The organism is Corynebacterium sp. 1103A (assembly GCF_055700955.1).
Window position 1 is genome coordinate 180,741 of record NZ_JASTTF010000003.1, and the last position, 19,309, is coordinate 200,049.

At 68.6% G+C, this 19,309-nt stretch carries 14 protein-coding genes; 5 read left to right on the forward strand and 9 right to left on the reverse strand.

The genetic code is table 11. The annotated features are described in order from the left end of the window. Window positions 1-2 precede the first annotated feature (2 nt). The 5 genes from QQS52_RS03985 to QQS52_RS04005 form a co-directional block, all read right to left on the reverse strand. Window positions 3-1,040, reverse strand: a complete 1,038-nt coding sequence (locus tag QQS52_RS03985) for a FecCD family ABC transporter permease (protein WP_472772677.1) — start codon at window positions 1,038-1,040, stop codon at window positions 3-5. Then, entirely contained in the window at window positions 1,037-2,698 is a 1,662-nt protein-coding gene (locus tag QQS52_RS03990; RefSeq protein WP_472772678.1) for an iron chelate uptake ABC transporter family permease subunit, read from the reverse strand. Before QQS52_RS03990 ends, QQS52_RS03985 begins: the two co-directional genes overlap by 4 nt. A gap of 3 nt (window positions 2,699-2,701) precedes the next feature. Then, complete coding sequence (locus QQS52_RS03995) at window positions 2,702-2,890, reverse strand: hypothetical protein (protein ID WP_472772679.1); 189 nt, start codon at window positions 2,888-2,890, stop codon at window positions 2,702-2,704. A gap of 354 nt (window positions 2,891-3,244) precedes the next feature. After that, complete coding sequence (locus QQS52_RS04000; RefSeq protein WP_472772680.1) at window positions 3,245-5,608, reverse strand: YncE family protein; 2,364 nt, start codon at window positions 5,606-5,608, stop codon at window positions 3,245-3,247. A gap of 214 nt (window positions 5,609-5,822) precedes the next feature. After that, window positions 5,823-6,074, reverse strand: coding sequence for a phosphopantetheine-binding protein (locus QQS52_RS04005; protein WP_472772681.1), 252 nt, complete (start codon window positions 6,072-6,074; stop codon window positions 5,823-5,825). A 129-nt stretch (window positions 6,075-6,203) separates the two neighbouring features. Here QQS52_RS04005 and QQS52_RS04010 point away from each other — a divergent pair, with 129 nt between their 5' ends. Beyond that, window positions 6,204-7,811 (forward strand): (2,3-dihydroxybenzoyl)adenylate synthase, encoded by a 1,608-nt coding sequence (locus QQS52_RS04010; protein WP_472772682.1) that lies wholly within the window; start codon window positions 6,204-6,206, stop codon window positions 7,809-7,811. Here the strand turns inward: QQS52_RS04010 and QQS52_RS04015 are convergent. After that, window positions 7,745-9,307, reverse strand: a complete 1,563-nt coding sequence (locus QQS52_RS04015; protein WP_472772683.1) for an FAD-dependent monooxygenase — start codon at window positions 9,305-9,307, stop codon at window positions 7,745-7,747. The genes QQS52_RS04010 and QQS52_RS04015 overlap by 67 nt on opposite strands. Window positions 9,308-9,464: 157 nt before the next feature. Between QQS52_RS04015 and QQS52_RS04020 the strand changes: the two genes are divergently transcribed. Together QQS52_RS04020 and QQS52_RS04025 are read left to right on the forward strand one after the other, a co-directional pair. Next, window positions 9,465-10,577, forward strand: coding sequence for an enterochelin esterase domain-containing protein (locus tag QQS52_RS04020; protein ID WP_472772684.1), 1,113 nt, complete (start codon window positions 9,465-9,467; stop codon window positions 10,575-10,577). A gap of 40 nt (window positions 10,578-10,617) precedes the next feature. Continuing rightward, window positions 10,618-14,301: an alpha/beta fold hydrolase gene (locus QQS52_RS04025; RefSeq protein ID WP_472772685.1), complete on the forward strand. Its 3,684-nt coding sequence runs from the start codon at window positions 10,618-10,620 to the stop codon at window positions 14,299-14,301. 9 nt (window positions 14,302-14,310) lie between these two features. Here the strand turns inward: QQS52_RS04025 and QQS52_RS04030 are convergent, their stop codons facing one another. Both QQS52_RS04030 and QQS52_RS04035 read right to left on the reverse strand, forming a co-directional pair. Continuing rightward, window positions 14,311-15,228: a DUF5926 family protein gene (locus QQS52_RS04030; protein ID WP_472772686.1), complete on the reverse strand. Its 918-nt coding sequence runs from the start codon at window positions 15,226-15,228 to the stop codon at window positions 14,311-14,313. 21 nt (window positions 15,229-15,249) lie between these two features. Next, window positions 15,250-15,954: a glycerophosphodiester phosphodiesterase family protein gene (locus QQS52_RS04035; protein ID WP_472772687.1), complete on the reverse strand. Its 705-nt coding sequence runs from the start codon at window positions 15,952-15,954 to the stop codon at window positions 15,250-15,252. 119 nt (window positions 15,955-16,073) lie between these two features. On the opposite strand from QQS52_RS04035, the gene QQS52_RS04040 reads away from it, so the two are divergent. Beyond that, complete coding sequence (locus QQS52_RS04040; protein ID WP_472772688.1) at window positions 16,074-17,864, forward strand: alpha/beta-hydrolase family protein; 1,791 nt, start codon at window positions 16,074-16,076, stop codon at window positions 17,862-17,864. 11 nt (window positions 17,865-17,875) lie between these two features. Here QQS52_RS04040 and msrA read toward each other — a convergent pair whose 3' ends face one another. Then, window positions 17,876-18,529, reverse strand: coding sequence for a peptide-methionine (S)-S-oxide reductase MsrA (gene msrA, locus QQS52_RS04045; protein WP_472772689.1), 654 nt, complete (start codon window positions 18,527-18,529; stop codon window positions 17,876-17,878). A gap of 151 nt (window positions 18,530-18,680) precedes the next feature. On the opposite strand from msrA, the gene QQS52_RS04050 reads away from it, so the two are divergent. Further along, on the forward strand, window positions 18,681-19,283 hold the full coding sequence (locus tag QQS52_RS04050) for a superoxide dismutase (protein ID WP_296205998.1): 603 nt from the start codon (window positions 18,681-18,683) through the stop codon (window positions 19,281-19,283). The last annotated feature ends 26 nt before the right edge of the window (window positions 19,284-19,309 follow it).

A 19,309-nucleotide genomic window follows, 5' to 3' on the forward strand; every position in this document is an offset into this window, starting at 1 on the left:
GTTTAGTGTCCTTTCCATTCCCGGAACAGAATCCACAACAGGTACAGGCCGCCGACCACGCCGGTGACCACGCCCACGGGCAGCTGGGCCGGGGCGATGATGCGCTGGGCCACGACGTCGGAAACGAGAACCAGCGCCGCGCCCAGCACCGCCGCCGAGCCGACCGCCGCGCCCGGGCTGTGCGCCAGGCGCCGCGCCAGCTGCGGGGCCGCCAGGGCCACGAAGCCGACCGGCCCGGCGACGGCGACGCTGACCGCGCACAGTCCTATCGCCAAAACCAGCAGCTGCCGCCGGCAGACAACGACCTCGATACCCAGTCCGGCAGAGATATCGTCGCCGGCCATGAGGGCAGAAAGCTCGCGCGCCCGCAAGGCCACCAGCGGGGCGGCTACCAGCATCGCGACCACAAGGAAGCCGGCCTGCGGCCACGACGTCGCGTTCAGCGAGCCGGCGAGCCACTGCGCCGCCGTCTGCGCGGCGGGCAGCTCCGCCTTGACCAGCAGCAAAGAATTCAGCGCCTGGAGGATAAACGAAACCCCCAGCCCGACGAGGACGAAGGTGGTGCCCTGCAGGCCGGTGGAGCGGCAGAGGTAGAGCACCGCCGCGCCAGTGACTCCGCCGCCCACCAGCGCACCCAGGCCGATGGCCAGCGGGCCGCCGTTAAAGAGCAGAATCTGGGTCACCGCCCCGAACGCCGCGCCCACAGTAAAGCCCGTGATGTCCGGGCTGCCCAGCGGGTTGCCCGTCAGGGCTTGGAAGATAGCGCCGGAGATACCCAGGCACGCCCCGACCAACAGCGCCGCGGCCACCCGCGGCAGCCGCAGGTCCTGCACGAAGTACTGGGCCAGCGGGTCGCCGCCGGCCCCGACCAACGCCTGGGCCGTCTCCGCGAAGGAGAGGTGGTAATCGCCCAGCGACAGGGCCACCACCGCGATTATTGCCGCGACCGCGCTGGTGGAAAGGACGAAGACGACGCTGCGCGCGTGCACGCGTTGCTGCACCGGCCCGCGCGAGAAGCGCCAATAGCGTGGCCTGCTCATAGCGATTTCACCCCGCGGGAGCGGATGATGGCAATGAAGATGGGCCCGCCAAACAAGGCCGTGACGATCCCGGTCTGGATCTCCTGCGGCGCGACGATGACCCGGGCGAAGAGGTCGGCCGCTATCAGCATCAGCGGCCCGGCCAGCGCGCAGACGGGCACCGTCCAGCGCAGATCCGGCCCCGTCAGGGCGCGCGCGAGGTAGGGCACGCCCAGCCCGATGAACATCACGGGCCCGACCGCCGCGGTCGCGGCACCGGCCAGCAGGGTAATCGCCAGCAGCACGAGGGCGCGCAGGCGCCGGAGGTTGACGCCGAGGGCGGCGCCGGTGGCATCGCCAAGCGCGAGCGCATTCAGGCCCGGGGCGCAGGCGCCCGCCACGAGCAGGCCGACCACGATGAACGGCGCGACCGCCGCGATGACGCTGAAGCCGCGGGATTCTAGCGACCCGGCGGACCAGAACCGAAACTCGTTGAAGACCTGCTGGTCGGTCATGAGCACTACCTGCACGAAGGCGTTGACCGCCATGGATAGCGCCACACCGGCCAGTACCAGGCGGGCGGCGTTATCACGGGCGGCCACCACCCCGCCCAGCAGATACACGGCCACGGACGCTAGCGCCGCGCCGGCCAGCGCGAACCACAGGTAGAACCAAATGCTGGTCACCCCGGCCACCGCCACCGCAGCCACCACGGCCAACGATGCCCCCGCGTTGACCCCCAGGATCCCCGGGTCAGCCAGCGGGTTGCGCGTCAGCGCCTGCATGAGAGCCCCGGCCACGGCCAGGCCCGCCCCCACCAGCGCGACCAGGATGAGGCGCGGCAGGCGCTGCCCCACCACGATGGGCGCGGCCGACCCGGTGGCGGGGTGGGCCAGGGCGTCGAGGACGTCGAAAAGCGGCAGCGGTTTCGACCATATTCCCAAAGAAATCGCCAGGATAAACGAAAAAGACAGCCGTGGCGAGGACTTAGCAACCCGCCGCCGGCGAGTATGTGTCTTCACCGCTAGCGTTGCACCCTTGCGCAGGGCCTCGACCACCGACGGGTTGTTGTTGTTGACCGAGGTGCCGTCGACCAGGATGAGGTCCGGCTGTACCGAGCCGATGGCCTCGAAATTCAGCTCGGAGACCGTGCCTAGAAGGGGCACGTCGCCGGCTTTGTCCAGCAGGTACGGCGCCACTGTTTCTTGGCCGCGGCCGGCGATAGTGCCGACCGGGGTAATGCCCATGGCGACGACGGCGTCCAGGGTCGGTTCCGAGAGCGCGACCACGCGTTTTGGCTTGTCGGGGACTTCTACCGCGGTGCCTTCTACGTCGATGACCGTGCGGGTTTTGCCGCTGCCGGCACTGAAGCTGCCGTCGTCGCCGCAGGAGGCCAGCGCCACACTGCTCGCAGCAACCAGCGCGGAGGCCAGCGATACCACGACCTTGACCGTCACGTCATCGGAGGAGGAGCCTTCCGTGGTCGGCTCCGTCGGGGTGCTCGGCGTCGTGGGCTGCCCGGCAGTCGGCTCAACGATGGGGACTTTGACCTGGGAGCCGGTCAGGATATTGATGCTGTGCTCGGTGCCGACTGCCCAGGTGGACTGGTCGGCATCGGTGTGCTCTGGGGTGGGGAAGTCGATTTCGGCATCGAAGTTGCCGTTCTCGTCGGCCCTCACGACCTACCACAAGCCCTTGACGGTGATCTGCTGAATCGGCTTGATGCCGTCCAGGCTGCCGTCGGTCTGGACGGCGCCGCCGTTGTCGAGGTTGAACGCCGCCACGGACGGGGTCTTGCCGTCCGCGCCGAAGAAGTTCTCGCCGTGGATGCGCAGCGGTTGGCCCTTCTGCCATACCTTCGGGAACTGCAAGACGGCGCCGTCCGGGAACCGATAGGTGCGCGCGTATTTCGGGGCCGCTGCCTTGGCTGAGGAGTTACTGTCGACAGCGGCGGGTAGGGGTGGCCTCTGCGGCGAAAGCCGAGGCGTTGTCAGTAGCCACGACGGTACCGCCGGCAAGCGCTACTGCGGTGGCGGAGGCGAGGGCAAGGGCTTTGGTGGAACGCAGTGAAAGAGCAAACTTTGTTGCGAGCATGGGTGCCTTCTTGAGTTTTCGAAATAGGAAAGGGCGAGGAATTACTGCCGGTTTAGGACAGTGGGCAAACGGCTAGCCGAGTCTTCTGCGCGAAGGAGGCTAGCCAAGCCCCACGGCCTTAAAGCAGGCGTTTAGAGGTACTTGCGCAGCCCGGCGGGGATGAGGTTGCGCGGGATGATGCCGTGGCTGACCACGAACTGCAGCACGCCGGTGACCGCCACGGCGATGCCTAGGGCACCGGCCAGGCCGGTGATAACCCGGGTCAGCTGGCTGAGCGCCTTACCGTCCAGCGAGCTGCCGTGGCTGCTGCCCGGTTTCGGGTCCTGGGTGGGAGCCGAGTTCTTCTTAGAGACCTTGACCAGCTTGTTGTAGGTCTTGCCATCCTTGTCGATGGCGGACTTGGTCACGGCGTAGACGTTGCCGTCCTTGCCGGACTGCACGTGGTTGACGCGGCCGCCCAGGGAAAGGTTGGCGACGACCTTGAGGGAGGCGGCATCGATAACAGTAACGGTGTCGGCGCCGTAGTTGGAGACGTAGACCAGGCCGGTGGCCGGGTTGTAGTCGGCGTTCAGGGCGCCGGCGCCGGTCGGGATGTTGGCGACGACCTCCTGCTTGTCCACGTTGTAGACCAGGTCATTCGCGGTGCCCTGCCCGGTGATGTGCAGGTTGCGATTGACAGAGTCCCAGGCGATGCCGGAGCCGGACTCGAGGTTTCCCGCGCCGAGGTCGTACACAGTGACCTGGTTGCCGTTGCGGACATCAATCTTGGCGGCCTTGGGCTTATCCAGCGAGACGGTGAACAGCTCGCCGGTCTCCTTGTCCAGGTCCAGGGACATCGTGCCGCCGAAGTCCTGGCCGGACAGGTCGATGCTGGAATGGGACTTGCCGTCCAGGTCGAAGACCTCGATGGTGGAGGTGCCGCCGCGCGGGGTAGACACGTAGGCCAGGCCGGTGGAAGGATCCACCTTCACGTCGCGGGCATGGTTCGCGGAGCCGTCTTCGAAGCGGTGGATGAGCGATAGGTCGGAGGCCTTGTAGACCGAGACGGTGTTCTGCCGGGTGTTGGTGACCCAGACGCGGTCGCGGGCGTCGTCGACGTCCACGCCGTAGGTGCCGTAGAGGCCCGACGCACCGGCAGATTCCGGGGTGATTTCCTTTTCCACCTCGAGGGTGTCCGCGTTGACCTTGAAAAGGGAGGCTTCCTTCAGCGGCGGGCGGCCCACGGAGCGGGTGACGTAGACGGAGTTTTCCTTGGCCGAGTACGCCGTCTGGTAAAGGCCGGAGGGCAGCTCGGCGGCGGCGATGTCGAAGTCCTCGGCGTTCTTGACGGCGTTGTCCGGGGTGACCTTGACGGTGGTCTCGAAGCGGGTGGCCTGGTCTGCGCCCGGGGCCTGCAGGTCGACGTAGAGGGCCTTGTCCAGCAGCTTGGCGTCGTTCGGGATCTCCACCTTGTCCAGGGTGATCTTGCCGCCGGCGGCGGGGGCGGTCTGGCCGGCGGCCAGGAAGTTGACATCGCCGGCGCCCAGGGCGGACAGCTCGGTGCCATCCGTGAGGTTGGAGATGGTGATGTCAGCGGTCGATCCCATCGCCGGGGTGGAGCCGAACTCGGTCGCGACGGCCACGTCCGGGACGCCGGAGACCTCCGCCTTGGCCTGCTTCGCGGAGTTCTTGCCGGTCAGCACGATCTGCCCGGACTTGCCGGCGGGCAGGGCGCCCTCGCTCAGGCGCAGGGCACCTGCCAGGGAGCCGTTATCGTCCGCGGTTAGGGTGGCGGCTGATCCGCGGCGCCCCTGGGCGAACTGGACGTCCTTGCCATCCAGCGTGGCGCTGATTTCCTCGCCGGCGTCGAAGCCGGAGGCCTTGATGTCCACGCCGGTGCCCGAGGCCACGGTGGCCGCCAGCTGAGTATCGGCCGGGGTGGCCGGGTCCTTGTCGCTGTCATTGCCGTCGTCGGTGGTGCCCGCGTCCGGGTCGGTGACGGTGAACCAGGTCCACTTAGAAACCCCTTCGCCGCCGTCCTGGCCGCCCAGGACGCGCAGGAAGTAGGCGCCCGGCTTCAGATCCTTCGGGACGCGGACCTTGGCCTCAAACTTGCCGTCCGCACCCGGCAGGCCGCCGGTCAGGTTGAAGGTGCCGGAGCCATCGACGTCGCCGACGGAGGCGCCGTCCTGTTCGGCCGGCAGGGGGATGGAACCATCGTTAAGCTTGACCCCGAAGAAGGCGTCTTCCACGCCGGAGCGGTCCGCGAAGCCTTCGCCGGAGAAGGTCAGCAGCCCGCCCGGCTCGACGGAACCGGCGTGCAGGGTGCCGGCTCCGATGCCTTCCACGGTGCCCCGGGGCTTATCCCCGGTCACGGATGCGGTGGGCACGCCGGTCGTGGTCTGGGCGACGGCGGCGGGCGTGACCACGGCTACGGTGCCGGTGGAAATCATCGCGCCGGCGATGAGGGAGGCGATGGCCCGCTTGCCAGCGCGGCGGGAAAGATTCTTCTGCATGTTATGAGTCCTTATTCAGCAAGGTAGAGGGTTGACAAAGAGAGTTAAGGCTAGCCTTATTCCATTAAGGCGAGCCTTACTTTAGCAATACCTTGAAAGTTGCAGAAAGGCTATGCCCAGCAACGACGCTGTCGTCACGCATTTGCGCAGGTCGGCATTCCCGCGGCCGAACCCCGTATGACCCCATCCGGGGTAATCCACCTTTCGTAGGAGCTTAATTCACAGCACGTTCAATAAGTTTTGCCCACGCACTGACAGTCGGCTCTTCGGCCAGCTCGCCGAATTCCACCTCGGCGCCCTGCGCGTAGAGCCGGGACTGGATTTCGATGAGCATCATGGAATCCAGCCCCTGATCCAGTAGGTCCTCCTCGCGGTCCAGATCCTGCGTACCGAGCTCCTGCTGGAGGTAGGACTCCAGCTGGGCGATGATCTCCGCGGCCGGGGACTGCTGTGCATCGTTAGCCATAGGTTTCTCCCTCTCGTAGTGACGGTCGAGCGGCTGGGCGGCGGCCCTACGAGCCCGCCCCACAGCCGCTAGTCTAAGGTTAGGCTAAGGTTACACCTTCGATGGAGAGGAGCTCTCTTGTCCCCCAGAATGACCGCGCTCGCCGCGGCTGACGATCCCGGGGTGCTAGCCACCGGGGTCGACTACGACACTGCCCGCTACTACCGCAAACAGGGCGTATGGACCGGCGACACCCACCTGGCCATGTTCCGGCGCAGCGTCGCGCAGCACGGCGACCGGTTGGCCGCCGCCGATGACCACCTCGAGCTGACCTACCGCGAGCTGGCAGACGGCATTGAAAAGGCGGCGGCATGGCTGGCGGCCTCCGGGGTGCGCCGCGGCGACGGGGTCATTGTCCAGATGACCAACTGCGTGGCCTACCTCGAGGTCGTCTTCGGCATCTGGCGGCTGGGCGCCGTCCCGGTGTTTTCCCTGCCCGCGCATGGCACCCGCGACATCGTGCATTTCCACCAGACTGCGCCGGCCTATTTCCACGTCAGTCCGGTCCATGCCCCGCGGCACCTGGCCCAGGTGCGCGCCGATCTCGCCGAGCAAGCCCCGGACCTGGTCCAGCTCCAGGTCGACGCGGACTCCCCCGCGCCCTGGGATGACCGTGAGCCGGTCCCCGAGCCGGAGGTAGATCCGGGCGAGCTGGCGTTTTTGCAACTGTCCGGCGGGACCACCGGGGTACCTAAGCTCATCCCCAAAACACACGATGACTACCTGTACTCGGTGCGCCAGAGCCTGGTGCACTGCGATTTAGACGCAGATTCCCGGGTCGCGGTGTCCATGCCCGCCGCCCACAACTTCACGATGAGTTCGCCGGGCATCTTGGGCGCGCTGATGATCGGCGCGAGCGTGGTTTTCGTGGCGGATCCGAGCCCGGCGACGCTGCTGCGGGTCATTGGGAAGCGGCGGATTACGCACTTGTCGATGGTCCCGCCGCTCCTGTTGAGCCTGCTCAACCACCCAGCCCGGAAAGACTACGACCTGTCGAGCCTGGCCACCGTGTGGGTGGGCGGGGCGAAGCTGTCCGCCGCGGTGGCCGAGCGCGTAGCACCCGAGCTGGGGTGCCGCCTGCAGCAGGTCTTCGGTATGGCCGAGGGCCTGGTGAACTACACGGAACTCGATGACCCGGTAGAGACAATCGTCAACACGCAAGGCCACCCCATGTCGCCCTATGACGAGATACGCATTATTGACGGGGCCGGCGCCCCCGTCGCCCAGGGGGAGGTTGGGGAGCTGACCACGCGCGGGCCGTACACCATCCGGCGCTACCACCGAAACCCCGCGGCCAACGCGCGCTCGTTCACCGCGGACGGCTTTTACCGCACCGGGGATCTGGTAACCCAAGACGCCCGCGGCTACCTGACGGTCGTGGGCCGCAGCAAGGATCAGATCAACCGGGGCGGCGAGAAGATCGCCCCGGAGGCGGTGGAAAACGCCCTGCTCACGCACCCGGGCGTCCACGATGTCTCCGTCATCGGCGTGCCGGACGAGACCTGGGGCGAAAAGACCTGCGCCTACGTCATCCCGCGCGATACCGCGGAAGGCGCCGCCCTGACCGAGAAAGCGGTGCGCAAGTTCGCCCGCTCGGCGGGCCTGGCCTCCTTCGCGGTGCCGGACTATATCTACTTGGTCGACGAATTCCCGCTGACCGGCGTGGGCAAGGTCTCCAAGTCGGACCAGCGGAAGTAGCGCCGGCCAAGCTGCCCGGCAACGCGGGTCACCTCCGCGACGGTGCCGGCGGCGGCGATGTAGCGGTCCGGGCGCAGCAGCACCGCGCCCACCCGGTGCTCGGCGAACCAGGCGTGCAGCGCGCCGTCGTCGCCCAAGTCCGCGCCGGTGGCCGCGGCGGTCGGGACGACCCGGCGGGCAGAAACCACCCCGTGTAGCGCGGCGGGTACCTCCGGCAGCGCGTTGTAGGCAACAATCGTCCACTCCGGGGCGACGGCGGCATCCAGCAGTAGCTCCTGCCCGGCCACGGTGACCCGCGGCTGCGGGAACATGGTGCCGGCCGGGGAGTCGCCGGTGACCAGCCCTTGGCTTAGGCGGGGCAGGGGTTTAAAGCGCATCTCGGTCACGGCCCGGCGCAGGGCCGGCACACGCTGGGCCCCGCGCGCTAGCAGGTCGCGCACGCGGGCGGCGCGTGCGTCGGTCATCCCGACGAACCGCCCGACCAGGGTGGACTGATCCACCATCGCCTGGACGTGGGCGCGGCGCTCCTGCTCGTAGGTGTCCAGGATCCGCTCGGTGTACGTTCCGTCTACCACGCCGGCCAGCTTCCAGGCCAGGTTGGCCGCGTCCCGCAGGCCGGAGTTCATGCCCTGGCCGAGCCAGACCGGCATGAGGTGGGCGGCATCGCCGGCTAGGATGATGCGGCCGACCCGCAGCTTCTCGGCCACGCGGGAGTGGTGCTTGAACTCGCGGTAACGGATGAGGTTGGCCACCCCGTCGCTGCCGGTCAGGCCGCGCACCAGCTGGCGGACGAAGTCCTCGGTCAGCTCCTCGTCGGGGCGGAGCAGAAACTCCGTGCGGCGCAGCCCGTCCGGCAGCCCGATGGACACGTACGGGCGCTGCGGATCCGCGCCCAGAAACCCGCCCGGGGTGCCCACCGGATCATCGGCCAAGTCGGCCACCAGCCACCGCGTGGCATCCGTCTGGCCGGCAAAGCCTATCCCCAGCTGCTTGCGGATGGCCGAGCTGCCGCCCTCGCAGTCAACCAACCAGGTGGCGGTGACTTCTTGGTCGCCCACGCGGGCGCGCACGTAGTCGCCCGCGTCCTCGACCCCGTCCACGCGCGTGGACAGCCGGAAGTCCACGCTGTCGAAGCGGCCCAGCCCGCGGGCCAGGGCGTGGTCCACCTCGCCTTGGTGGAAGGCGTTCTTGCGGCTGTAGCCGTTTGGCCGGCCGGGCGCGTTGAAGGTGGCGAGCACCTTCCCGTCGCCGTTGACCACCCGCATGTAGTGGCCCGGGATATAGTGCGGGCGAATTTCTTCCTCTAGGCCGAGCTGTTGCATAAGCCGCAGGGAGTCGTCATCGATCCCGACCGCCCGGGGGTAGCCGATGGTGGCCTCCCGTTCGTCGGCAATCAGCGTGTCGATGCCGCGTTGGCCCAGCAGGTTGGCCAGCGCCAGGCCGGTGGGCCCGGCCCCGACGATAAGGACGTCGACGTGGTGTGCGGGCTGGTGCATGTGCTCTCCTTTAGTGTTTGAAACGTGGTGCGCGGCGATCCGACCGCCGCCACCGCTATTGGTTAGGCTAAGCTTAGATCGCTTTGGGGTGGCGATCCCTACCCGCCTCCCCTCTGTGCCCGTAGTTACCGCCGACCGGTAGGAATGTGAGAAAACTATGCCGAAGCAGTCGCCGTTTATCGCCGAAGAAACCGCCACCGCGGACTCCCTCGCCGAATGGTCCGGCCAGTCCCCGCTCTGGGATCCGGCCACCAACCGGGTGACCTTCCTCTACCACGCCGAGTCGAACCCGCAGGCCGTGCACCTCAACATCAACCGCATCACGGACAAGAGCGACTTCGAGGTTGGCCTCATGCGCCGCGTGAGCGGCACGCGCTGGTGGATCCGCACCCTGGAGCTAGCCCCCACGGTGTGCGCGTCCTACGGCTTTTGCGAATACGCCGACGCCGCCGAGGCCCGCCCACAGCCGCCCCGCCACAACCACTTCGGCCGCCGTCTGGACCCGGGCAACCCGCACCCACCCCTGGTGCGCGAGGGCGTCTGCGGCCTGTCCTTGCTGGCCGGGCCCCTGGCGCCCGACCAGTCCGCGTGGGACGGCGCTCACACCGCTCCGCTGCCCGGTAACTTGCGCGAGGTCACGCTGGCTGGGCGCCCGGGTTGGATCTACGAGCCGGCCCAGCAGCCGGTGGCCAGCCTCTGGCTGTTTGACGCCCAGACCTGGGTGGAGCGGCTCCGGCTGCCCGCCGTGCTGGAGTCGCTGGGGCTGCCGGTGCGCATCGCTAGCCTCTGCCACTACGATGCCACCCAGCGCAAGCAGGACTTGGCCGGCAACGACGCCTTCCTCGCCGCCTTCCTCGACGAGGCGGCCGCGCACAGCGGCCCGCCCGGCACCCCGCGGTTTATTGCCGGCCAGTCTTTAGGCGCCCTGGCCAGCTTGAACAGCCTGGCGGTGCGCCCCCAGGCGGCCGATTATGTCCTGGCTTATTCGCCGTCGATGTGGGCGGGGCCGCGCGGTGCGGCAAGCCCCACCCTGGACTGGATCACCCACCGGCTGTGCCTGGCCGAGCCCAGCCCGGCGCGCCTCAAGCTCAAGGTTGGCGCCCGCGAGCCCGTGCTGGTGGGCCGCACGCACCTGCTGCAGCTCGCCCTGGCCGGGCACGGCTGGGACAGCGAGCTCGAGGTCATCGACGGCGGCCACGACATCGCCTGGTGGCGCACCAGCCTGGTCGCCGACATCCAGCGCTGCCTGCGCGACTGGGCTCAGAACTAGTCACCGCTAGCACAACTTTTCACCTGTGAGGACACTTCTTATGGACACCCCTGATTCTGCTTGCCTGCCGCTGACCCGCAGCCAGCGCTCCCTCTGGTTCGCCCAGCTGACCGCCCCGGGCTCGGCCGTGTGCCAGTGCGCCGAGCTCGTCCACATCGCCGCCGGCGTCGACGTGGACCGCCTCCACTCCACCCTCACGGACTGCCTGCGGCAGGTGGACGTCTTCTGCGGCGAGTTTTATTCCGCGCCCGACGGCAGCCCGCAGTTCCGCCCCACGGGGCGCGCCCCACAGGTCAGCGTGCGCGAGGTCGCGGCCATCGATGCCGCCGACTGCGAAGTCGCCGTCCCCGCCATGCGCACCCCGGGGATCATCACCCAGGACGAGCTGAGCGCCCACACCCTCCTGGTGGACGCGGACGGCAACGTCGGCTGGTTCGCCCGCTTCCACCACCTGCTGGGCGACGGGCTGTTGTTCCACCAGTTCATCGACTGGGTGGCACGGTGCTATTCCACCCCGGCCGGCGAGCAGGCCCCAGACTGCCCGCTGTCTTCCCAGCGCGCGGCCCTGGCCGCCGATGCTGCAGCCAGCGGGGAGGACCTCGACTTCTGGGCCGGCCGCCCGCTACCCGCCGAGTCCGGCGCGTGGATGCCGGCGGCCGCCGCGCAGGTGGGCGCGACCCAGCGCTACCAGGTGAGACTCCCCGAGCTGCCGGTCCGCCCGGGGCTGGTCGCCGTCGGGGCCCTGCTGGCCCACCTCACCGCGGCGATGTCCGGGCTGGACGAGGTGGTCCTCGGGCTGCCCGTGATGAACCGGCCGCTGGGCAAGGCGCCGCTGGTCGCGGCCCCGCAGGTCACGGTCTTGCCACTGACCGTGCCGGTAGCCCCGGGCGCTAGCCTGCACGAGCAGGCCGCGCTGGTGCGCGCCGAGCTGGAGGAGGTCCGCCACCACGCCAGCGTCCGCCCGGAGGACCTGCGGGAGCTGACTGGGCGGCGCGACCCGCAGGACAAGCTCAACGGCGCGACCCTGAACTTCAAGCCCTTCCGCGGGCAATTCCGCTTCGGCGACTGCGACGGCTTACTCGACACGCTGGCGGTCGGGCCCATCCCGGACGCCGAGATCATCTTCACCGCCGCCCCGGGCGGGGGCTTCACCCTAACCGGCTTCGCGCACGGGGACGCGAGCGTGGCCCGCCGCCTTCGCGCCCGGCTCGACGCCCTGGTGCTGCTGGCCGAGCAGGCCGCCGCGGCCCCGGACGAGCCGCTGGACTCCTTTATCCTCACCGACTCTCCGCTGTCCCCGCCCCGCCCCGTCGCGGAGCAGCGGACTATCGCCCAGGTGCTGCGGGATAGGCGAGACGCCGAGGCCGCGGGCACGGCCGCGCGCCGTAAGGTGTGGGAGCAGGTAGACGGCATCGCCGGCCGGATTCTGCAGCTGGCCCGAGAGAAGTCCGTCACGGTGGGGCCCGGCGCGATCGTGGCGGTGGAGGCCACCCGCCACCCGGCGCTGCCGGCCACCCTGGCCGCTATTAACCTGCTCGGCGCGGCGTTTCTGCCGCTGGTGGGCGATCTGCCGGCGCAGCGCCGGGAAGCCATGGTGGATACCGCCCGCCCGGTGCTCGCCGTCGACCCGGCGGCACTCGACGCCCACCGCGCCCCGCAGGCCCTCGAGCTGCCCGCGGCCCCGGGCGCGCACGACCCGGCCTACGTGCTCTTTACCTCCGGGTCCACGGGCACGCCGAAGGGCGTGGTGGTCGGCCAGGCGGCGATTGCCAACCGGCTGGCCTGGCAGGTCGCCGACCTGGGGCTGACGGAAGACGACACCATCCTGCAAAAGACCCCGGCCTCCTTCGACGTGTCCGTCTGGGAATTTCTCATCCCCTTCGCCTACCCGGTGAACCTGGCCGTGGCCTCCCCCAATGCGCACCACGATCCGCAGCAGCTCGCCCGCGAGCTGGAGGCTACCGGCACGACGGTCTGCCACTTCGTGCCCGCGGCGCTGGCCACCTTCCTGCGCGTGGCCGGGCGCGAGCTTCCCCGCCTGCGGGCGGTGGTCACCTCCGGCGAGGCCCTGCCGGCGGACCTGGCCCGGCGCGCCCAGGACGTTCTGGGCGTCCGCGTCCACAACTACTACGGGCCGACCGAGGCCGCGGTGGACGTGACCGAACACGCCGTGACCGGGGACGAGACCGAGATTCCCATCGGCGCGCCGGTGGCGGGCACCTACTGCTACGTGCTCGACAAGCACGGGCGGCGCCTGCCGGAAGGCGGCATCGGCCGGCTCTTCCTGGGAGGAGTGCAGCTGGGCGAGGGCTACCTGGGCTTGCCGGAGAAGACCGCGCAGTCCTTCCGGCCGGATCCCTTCCGCAATGGCGCGCGCATCTACGACTCCGGGGACCTGGCCGAGTGGTGCGGCACGGAGCTTGTCTACCGCGGACGCGCCGACCGGCAGCTCAAGCTGCGCGGGCAGCGCCTCGAGCCCGGCGAGATCGAGGCCGCGCTCCTGGACCACCCCGCGATCGCCGAGGCCGCGGTGGATGCCCGCGAGGTCGCCGGGGCCACCGCGCTGGTGGCCTACGTCCTCGCCCGCCCCGGCACTAACCCCAGCGCCGCCGAGCTCAAAGAGCACCTGGCCGGGCGCCTGCCGGCCTACATGGTGCCCAGCGCCTTCGTGGAGCTAGACGAGTTTCCGGTGACCGCGAACGGCAAGCTGGATCGCGGCGCGCTGCCCGCGCCGGAGATTGCGGCCGCGCCCGGCCGGGCGCCGGACACGGAGGCGGAGGTAGCGCTCGCGCGCCAGGTGCAGCGCCTGCTGAGGCTGGACGAACTGCCCGCGGCCGACCGGAACCTGTTCGAGCTGGGGTTGAACTCCCTGGCCGCGGCGGAGCTGGCCGCCAGCGTGGACGGCCTCCAGGTGGCGGACGTCTTCGCCTCCCCCACCCTCGAACAGCTGGCCCACCGGCAGGCCAGCCACTCCCCCTTCGATCGGCTGCTGGTCCTGCGCCCGGGCACGGGCCGCCCCCTGGTCTGCTTCCACCCGGCCGGCGGCCTGGGCTGGGCGTATACCGGCCTCATCGCGTCCTTGCCGGGCGACGTGCCCGTCGTGGCGGTGCAGTCGCCGGGCTTCCACGGCGACGAGCTGGCGGCATCGGTGGCCGACGCCGCGCGCCAGGCCCTCGCCGATCTGGCGCAGGCGTTCCCGGACGCCCAGGAATTCGACTTTATGGGCTGGTCCGTAGGCGGCGTTATCGCCCAGGAAGCCGCCCGGCACGCGCCAGTGCGCCAGCTGGTCTTGCTCGACGCCTACCCGGCAGAGCACTGGAAGTCGCTGCCCGCACCCACCGCGCAGGAGCGCCTGCGCGGCGTCTACATCATGGCCGGCCAGAACCCGCCGGACGGCGAGCTCGACCAGCAAGGCGCCGCGGCAGCCCTGCACGGCACCCCGGGGCCGTTTAGCGGGCTCTCCACGGAGACGGTGACCCAGGTCGTGCGGCTGATCGGTCACAACGCCCAGATCATGCGCGCGCACACCACCGGCGCGGCCGCAACCCCGACCGTTTTTTACCGCGCCGCGGCGGAGGAAACCTACCGCGATCCGCACCTGTGGGACGGTTACGTCGGCACGCTGCAGGTCCACGACCTGGACGTGGACCACCCCGGGCTGGTCAGCGCCGCGAGCCTGGCCCGCATAGCCCAGGACTACCGCGCGGGGCGGCCCGGGGATTAAGCCCCGGGCTTAGCGCAGGGTGACCTGGCGGGACTTCAGGTTCTGCAGCTGCTTGCGCTCGTCGGCGCTCAGCTGCGCATCGTTAGCGATTTCGGATTCCAGGGCGGCGTCGACGCGCTGGAGTTCGGACTCGAAGGAGGCCGGGTCGGCATCGGCCGGCAGGTCGAAGACCGGGGCGATGACGCCGTGGGTGCGGAAGACACCGGCGAACTTGGTGCCCTCGCCGAGGTTCATCTCCTCGCGGGCGGCCACGCGGGCGATGGCGTTGAGGAAGGCGGACTCGTCATCGGTGGGGCGAACCCAGCGGATATAGGACTTGTCCCCGCCGGCGGACCAGAAGGCGGTGCCGCTAATATCGGCGCCGACCGGGTGGGTTGCCACCACGGACTGGTTGGCGGCCTGCAGGGACTGCTGGATAGCCGGGTTGCTGGGCGCGCCCTCGGGGATCCACCAGGAAAAGTTCTGGAAAACCTCGACGTCTACGTCCGCGGAGGCATCGATAAGCTCGCTCAGCTGCGGCTCCGTGCCGTCCGCGGCCGTGGACTCGAGGGTCTCGCCCGCGCCGTGGTTTTTCACCCAGTTCAGGGCGAAGGCTAGGTCGCGGCCCGGGTTGTGGGTGTGCGACTGGACCTGCAGGGCCACGAAGGCGGCCCCGCCGTACTCGTCGTCACGGATGAGGGCCGCCGATGCGCCGGGCAGCACCGTGGCCAGGTAGACGTCGCGGTCGATGCCCTTGACCGGCAGCTTCGCGTACGCCGCAGGGACGAACTCCTGCATGGCCACCAGGGTGGCCTCCGCCTGCAGCCCGCCGAAGGGGCGCGGGTCCTTCTCTAGGGCAGCGCGCTCGGCCGCGCGGGCGGCGAGCTTGGCCTGCCGGCGGGACATGCCCTCCGGCAGATCTTCGTTTTTCTTCTTCTTTTTAGCCATGCCCCCTAAGATACCTGGCGTTTAGTACTTAATGGCGTGGAGGGCGACTTCCGGTTGGTTCGTGGCCAGCACGTCCACGCCGTTGGCCCACGCCCACTTGATATCGGCCTGGCGGTCCACGGTCCACAGGTAGGTCGGCAGCCCGTGTGCCCCGATGGCCGAGGGCTGCAGCTTGGCGCGCATGAGCGACATGCCCAGGCCCGTCGCATCCGGCAGCAGCATGTCCCGCCGGTTGACGTGGCGCTCCCAGTCGCGGCGCAGGTAGATGCGGTCCACCTGCGGCGCCAGCTGCCGCACGCGGCCGATGGCCCGGCGGGAGAAAGAAATGACGTGGATGCGCGGATCATCCAGCATGCCCGCGTACCGCAGGCGCAGCACGACCTGCTCTTCCAGCACGTCGCCCGGGGTGCCGGGGTGCTTAGTCTCGATGTAGAGGTGCCGGTCGGTGGCGCGGACCAACTCAAGCAGCTCGTCGAGAAGCAGCGGCCGCTGCCCGCCGCCGATATCCGCGCGGGCGACCTCCGCCCACTTCATGCGGGAAATCACGCCGGTGCGGTCCGCGGTCCGGTCCAGCTTCGCGTCGTGGATAACCACCACGTAGCCGTCCTGGGTCAGGCGCACGTCGCATTCGATGCCCCAGATATCCAACCGCAGCGCCGCCGCGAAGGACGCTTCGGAGTTTTCCGGGTATTTGCCGGAATACCCGCGGTGAGCCACGATGTCCACGCGCGTACGCCTCCTCTTTTCTTCTGCCGCCCGGTTAGGTTTTGGGAGCCGACCTTTCACACTCTAACCCCGTTCCGGCTGTCCTGCAGAGGGGCCGAGGTTCTGCAATGATGGCAGGCATGAAACGCTTCCTCCGGCGCATGGGCTACCGCTTTGCCAGCGGTGCCCTGCACGCGGGCATCTTCTCGCTCGAGGTCTTGAGCGATCTCACGCCGGGGGTGCGCATGACCGGGCGGCGCCGGCTGCCGCAGAACATGGCCGGCGGGATCCTGGGAGCGGAGTTGGCCACGTGGGCGGCCATCTCGCCCTCGCTTCTGCCGCGGCCGTGGTGGGTGACCGCCGCGAACGTGGCCATCGGGCAGGCAGCCGGCCACTGGGCAGGCGCGACCGCGGCTTATGTAGCGAAGGAATTCCTGCGCTCCATCGGCAAGCGCCCGCAGGACCGGCTGACCTACCAGTACCGGCACCGGATCGCGTTGGGGCTGGCGGCGGTGACTATGGGCATGACCGCGCTATCGGTGCGCAACCAGCGCAAGCAGGCGGCTCTGGTGGACAAGAACAACGACCGCGGCCCGGTCCAGGCCCTGGCCGGCACCGTCGTGGGCACCCTGGGCTACGGCAGCCTGCTGCTTCTGGGCGAGGCGGTGCAGGTCTCCGTCGACCAGCTGTCCAAGGGGCTGCGGCGCTGGCTGCCGGCGCTGGTGGCCTGGCCGCTGGGTGCGGCCAGCCTAGCGGCGGTGGTCTTCGTCTTGTCCAACCGCGTGCTGTTTAGGACCTGGATCCGCACCGTGACCGCCCGCGCCCAGGAGCTCAACCGGACGGTCTTTCCCGGCTCCACCATGCCCTGGGAGCCGGAGCGCTCCGGCTCGCCATGGTCTTATGAGCCGTGGACGGCCGTCGGCCTGCAGGGGCGCTCCTTCCTGTCCAGCGGGCCCCGCGTGGACGACATCAAGGCGGCCATGGACTGCCAGCGCGCCCACGAGCCGATCCGCATCTACGCCGGGCTGGTGCCGGGCCGTTCCATCCGCAACGCCGCCCGCCAGGTCATCGCGGAGATGGAGCGCACCGGCGCGTTCTGGCGCAACACGATTGTCATCCAGATGCCCGCCGGCTCCGGCTGGCTCAACAACTGGTCTACCTGCTCTTATGAGTTCCTCACCCGCGGTAACTGCGCCACGGTCACGCTCCAGTACGACGTGCTGGCTAGCGTGTTTTCCTACGTCGTGGCTCCGGACGGACCCGTGCGAGCCGCCTGGGAGCTCATCACGGCGGTCAAGCATCGCCTGGAAGACCTGCCGGAGGGCGACCGCCCGCGGCTCTACTTCGCCGGCGAGTCCCTGGGGGCCTACGCCATCCTGGACAACTTCGAGTCCGTAGAGGATCTGCTCGCCGCCTGCGAGGGCGCGGTTTTTTCCGGCCCGCCGCGCATGACTCGGTTTACCTCCGAGCTCCATCGCGACCCCGGCTCCCTGGAACGCGTGCCGGTCATCGACGGCGGCAAGCATATCCGCTTCGCCGCCGCCACCCCGCACACCCGCCACGACGCCTTCGGCCACAGCTACCCACAGACCTGGCAGCGGCCGCGCGTGCTCATCGCCCAGCACGCTTCCGATGCCATCGTGTGGTGGGACAAAGCGCTGGCCTTCCGGCGGCCGGGGTGGATCCACGAGCCGCAGCCAGAAACGGCGTATGCCGACACCTTCCAGGAGATGTTCTGGGCGCCGTTTATCACCTTCTGGCAGATCGGCCTCGACCAGATCAACTCACTCAACGTACCGGGCGGGCACGGGCACAACTATTTCTCGGAGATGTTCTGGTATTGGGACAGCGTGCTGGGCTCGCAGTCCCGCGTGGCACTAACGCCTAGCCGTGCGCGCCGGATGGAGGAATTCATCCGCCGCGACGCCTAAGCAACACCGCACTAGCCGCACTTCACACCGGTGCTGTGGTGCGGGCAGTAGCCGTTCGGGTTCTTGGCCAGGTACTGCTGGTGCTCGTCCTCGGCCAGGTAGTACTGACCGGACGGGGTATCGCCAAGCAGCTTTACCTCGGTGGTGGTCTCCCCGAAGCCGTGGTCGGCCAGCTTGTCCGCGTAACGCTCGACCAGCTTCTCGATGACCCCCTTGTCCTCCTGCGTGCGCGGGTAGAACGCCGAGCGGTACTGGGTGCCGACGTCGTTGCCCTGGCGGTAGCCCTGCGTCGGGTCGTGTGCCTCCAAGGCCTTGACCACCAAGTCTTCCAGACTGACCCGCTGCGGGTCGTAGGTGACCTCGACGACCTCGGCATGGTTGGTCAGGCCGCGGCAGACCTCGTAGTAGGTCGGGTTCGGGGTATTACCGCCGGCGTAACCGACAGAGGTAGACTCCACCCCGCCGGTTTCCCAGTACATCTTCTCTACGCCCCAGAAGCAGCCGATGCCCAGCAGGAGGGAGCGCTGCCCCTCCTTCCACGGGCCGGTAATCGGCGTACCGAGGACGGCATGCGGTTGTGGCTCGGGAAGCACCGGCTCTACGCGACCCGGCAGGGTTTCTTGGGCGTCAACAATCTTCGGCGCCGGTCCAAACAACCACGACATGGTTTAGTTCCTTTCCGGATTAATTTCGGGACAATCTCAACGAACAATTTTGAAGTTGTACTGCGGGTTTATAGATTTTTGCAAGAATTTCGTTGCGAAATCTACAAACCAGCCTATTATGGGGCCCGTACCCAACGAAAGGATAATAATCATGGCTGTTTACGAACTTCCCGACCTGCCGTACGACTACGACGCCCTAGAGCCGCACATCTCCGCGGAGATTATGCAGCTGCACCACGATAAGCACCACAACACCTACGTGCAGGGTGCTAACGCTGCACTCGAGGCTCTCGAAGCCGAGCGCAACGGCGAGGCTAACGCTGACCGCATCCGCGCCCTGTCCAAGAACCTGGCTTTCAACCTGGGTGGCCACACTAACCACTCCATCTTCTGGAAGAACATGTCCCCGAACGGCGGCGGCCAGCCGACCGGCGAGCTGGCTCAGGCCATCGAGCGCGACTTCGGTTCCTTCGAGAAGTTCCAGGCTCACTTCGCTGGCGCTGCCACCAGCCTGCAGGGCTCCGGCTGGGCCGTACTCGGTTACGACCACATCGCCGGCAAGCTCATCATCGAGCAGCTGACCGACCAGCAGGGCAACGTTTCCGTTAACTTCACCCCGCTGCTGATGCTGGATATGTGGGAGCACGCATACTACCTGCAGTACAAGAACGTGAAGGCCGACTACGTCAAGGCCTTCTGGAACGTCGTCAACTGGGACGACGTTGCCGAGCGCCTGGCTGCCGCTGAGAAGTAAGAAAAGCAACTCAGCGCCTTCCAGCG

What these genes read in the sequence shown, in the direction of transcription:
- QQS52_RS04010 (WP_472772682.1), top strand. Translation starts at nt 6,204, where the DNA reads ATGACCGCGCTCGCCGCGGCTGACGATCCCGGGGTGCTAGCCACCGGG.
- QQS52_RS04050 (WP_296205998.1), top strand. Translation starts at nt 18,681, where the DNA reads ATGGCTGTTTACGAACTTCCCGACCTGCCGTACGACTACGACGCCCTA.
- QQS52_RS04020 (WP_472772684.1), top strand. Translation starts at nt 9,465, where the DNA reads ATGCCGAAGCAGTCGCCGTTTATCGCCGAAGAAACCGCCACCGCGGAC.
- QQS52_RS04015 (WP_472772683.1), bottom strand. Translation starts at nt 9,307, where the DNA reads ATGCACCAGCCCGCACACCACGTCGACGTCCTTATCGTCGGGGCCGGG.
- QQS52_RS03985 (WP_472772677.1), bottom strand. Translation starts at nt 1,040, where the DNA reads ATGAGCAGGCCACGCTATTGGCGCTTCTCGCGCGGGCCGGTGCAGCAA.
- QQS52_RS04040 (WP_472772688.1), top strand. Translation starts at nt 16,074, where the DNA reads ATGAAACGCTTCCTCCGGCGCATGGGCTACCGCTTTGCCAGCGGTGCC.
- QQS52_RS04000 (WP_472772680.1), bottom strand. Translation starts at nt 5,608, where the DNA reads ATGCAGAAGAATCTTTCCCGCCGCGCTGGCAAGCGGGCCATCGCCTCC.
- QQS52_RS04030 (WP_472772686.1), bottom strand. Translation starts at nt 15,228, where the DNA reads ATGGCTAAAAAGAAGAAGAAAAACGAAGATCTGCCGGAGGGCATGTCC.
- msrA (WP_472772689.1), bottom strand. Translation starts at nt 18,529, where the DNA reads ATGTCGTGGTTGTTTGGACCGGCGCCGAAGATTGTTGACGCCCAAGAA.
- QQS52_RS04005 (WP_472772681.1), bottom strand. Translation starts at nt 6,074, where the DNA reads ATGGCTAACGATGCACAGCAGTCCCCGGCCGCGGAGATCATCGCCCAG.
- QQS52_RS04025 (WP_472772685.1), top strand. Translation starts at nt 10,618, where the DNA reads ATGGACACCCCTGATTCTGCTTGCCTGCCGCTGACCCGCAGCCAGCGC.